Annotated in this window: 4 protein-coding genes; 2 read left to right on the top strand and 2 right to left on the bottom strand. The window is 42.2% G+C overall.

Annotated elements, in window-relative coordinates:
* A partial coding sequence (locus tag AC1DWN_RS32360; RefSeq protein ID WP_477562943.1) for an FtsW/RodA/SpoVE family cell cycle protein occupies positions 1–243 on the top strand: 243 nt, incomplete at its 5' end.
* Positions 244–271: 28 nt separating this feature from the next.
* Here AC1DWN_RS32360 and AC1DWN_RS32355 read toward each other — a convergent pair.
* On the bottom strand, positions 272–652 hold the full coding sequence (locus tag AC1DWN_RS32355; RefSeq protein WP_477562942.1) for an Asp23/Gls24 family envelope stress response protein: 381 nt from the start codon (positions 650–652) through the stop codon (positions 272–274).
* A 177-nt stretch (positions 653–829) separates the two neighbouring features.
* On the opposite strand from AC1DWN_RS32355, the gene cax reads away from it, so the two are divergent.
* The gene (cax, locus tag AC1DWN_RS32350) at positions 830–1,888 is read left to right on the top strand and encodes a calcium/proton exchanger (RefSeq protein WP_477562941.1); all 1,059 of its coding nucleotides are present in this window, start codon (positions 830–832) and stop codon (positions 1,886–1,888) included.
* Between the two features lie 44 nt (positions 1,889–1,932).
* On the opposite strand, the gene AC1DWN_RS32345 is transcribed toward cax, so the two are convergent.
* Positions 1,933–2,220, bottom strand: coding sequence for an Fpa/YlaN family protein (locus tag AC1DWN_RS32345; RefSeq protein WP_477562940.1), 288 nt, complete (start codon positions 2,218–2,220; stop codon positions 1,933–1,935).
* Positions 2,221–2,311: the final 91 nt, after the last annotated feature.

The following is a 2,311-nucleotide window of genomic DNA, read 5'->3' as shown; positions in this document are numbered from 1 at the left end:
GTAGTAGGAGTCGGTATCGTCGGCTTATTTGCGATTCAAGCCTTTGTTAACATTGGTGGAGTTACAGCTGCTATACCGCTTACCGGTGTTACACTACCGTTTATCAGCTATGGGGGCTCTTCCTTACTGTTTTGCCTTATGTCAATAGGCGTGCTTCTGAGCATATCAAGGGAATCGAATAAAGTAGAGAAGACAGGCAACCAAAGAACACAAACAAAAAAGAACGGTATCTCTGTTTTATAAGAGATACCGTTCTTTTTTTATCTGCTGCCTATTTCAATCTATTCTGCTGTTCCTCAATCTCATCTTCTTTAAAAGCAACGCCTTCCACCTTCACATTCACTTCTACCACGTTCAAGCCCGTCATGTTCTCTACCGACTCACGTACATTTAACTGAAGTTGACGACATACCTCTTGAATAGGAATACCATAATGGACAATAATACGAAGATCAATCGCTGCTTCTAGAGTACCGACCTCTACTGATACTCCCTTTTGTACGTTTTTACCGCTTAAACGTTTGGCAAGACCTTCTGATATGCCGCCAGACATTGCTGCTATACCTGGCGTCTCAAGTGCTGCTAAACCTGCTATCGTTGCTACTACGTCATCTGAAATTCGGATAAGACCTGTTTGAAGTTCTTCGGTCATGTGAATCACTCCTCAATATGCCATATATGTTTATTGTAATTGATGGATAGGCTTGAAGCAAGAAGCTTGCAAGTTTTAGAATAATGAATACCAATTATTATTGGATAAGTTTACACATTCATTGATTTCCTATATAGTATTATCAGGTTTTCAGCATATTAGGAAGAGGTGATCTCAGTGAACAACAAAGTGTTTTTTTCTGGTCTATTCGTTATGTTTGCACTCAGCGCGATTGGTCATTACGCAGATTGGGACATGACCGTGCAATYTATTATCTCGGCTATCGCCATTATTTTTGTGGCAGGCTTCCTCGGGAAAGCAACAGAGAGTGTTGCTCATTATGCCGGTCAACGTTTAGGTGGTTTTTTAAATGCGACTTTCGGCAATGCCGCTGAGCTTATTATTGCGATTTTCTTAATAAGAGCGCAGCAATACGAGATGGTTAAGGCCAGCTTAACGGGAGCTATTATAGGTAATCTTCTGCTCGTGCTTGGTCTTAGTATTTTGCTCGGGGGACTGAAATACAAGGAGCAGACCTTTAACGGCCGCTTGGCTACACACAATTCAACGCTGATGATCATGGCAGTCATTGGTCTTTTCGTACCTGCTGTATTCGTTGTTTCTCAAAACTTCACGTTTGAGAAAGATCAGTTTTTGAGTCTTGCGGTAGCGGGCATTCTGATTATTGCATATATATTGTGGTTGATCTTCTCCATGATTACACACAAAGATATGCTTTCTGATGAAGTAATGAACGCCGATCATGGCGAAGAACCCGCTTGGTCCAAGAAGAATTCGATCATATTCCTCTTTGTTGCCACTGTCATGGTTGCCTTTGTCAGTGAATGGCTAGTCCATACGCTTGATACATTCAGCGCCAAATTTGGCTTGTCTGAATTGTTCATTGGGGCTTTCGTCATTGCAATCGTCGGTAATGCGGCTGAGCATAGCGCGGCTATTATGCTAGCAATGAAGAACAAGATCGGCGCCGCAGTCGAAATTGCAATCGGAAGCAGTTTACAAATCGCCTTGTTCGTAGCTCCAGTGCTAATCATCATAAGCGCATTTATGGGCAACACAATGGATATTGTATTTACTCCAATTGAATTAACCGCTATAGGTGTTGCAGTCTTTATCGCAAAATCGGTCTCACGAGATGGACGTACCAATTGGTATGAAGGTGTATTGCTGCTTATGGTATATATCATACTCGGCATTGCATTCTATCTGGTGTAGTCGAGCCATCTGCACAAAAAAAAGGAGTAGTCTCCAAATGGAGGCTACTCTTTTCTATCCAAAGCTTCGTATAACAGCGCTAAATTACGCTCTAAACTGCTCACTATCTCTTTGCCTGCCAACTCAACAATTAATCCGGCACGAACGGCAAAGTCAACCTCCCGCGAAAAACCGTACATTTGCGTATCTAGTACTTCTTCGTACAGCGGACATTGACGAGTGGTCAAGTTTTCCATCTGAACTTCAATGAGCTTCTCTATTTTACTCGCATCTTCCTGAAGGAGACGAAGCGCTTTCTCATGCAATTGAACAGTTACTTCCAATGAAGACATCGTTTCCCCCCCTATGCGCGTATCCGCAGTCTTCTATACCCTTTATATTAGACGAAAAAGAGGGAATATACAAGGACAAAACATAAAGAGC

It is taken from the genome of Paenibacillus sp. P4_A7, assembly GCF_056402455.1.
This window is presented reverse-complemented; position numbering and strand designations above follow the sequence as displayed.

Excerpts from the sequence above, each read along its gene's own strand:
- AC1DWN_RS32345 (WP_477562940.1), bottom strand. The coding sequence starts at position 2,220 with ATGTCTTCATTGGAAGTAACTGTTCAATTGCATGAGAAAGCGCTTCGT.
- AC1DWN_RS32355 (WP_477562942.1), bottom strand. The coding sequence starts at position 652 with ATGACCGAAGAACTTCAAACAGGTCTTATCCGAATTTCAGATGACGTA.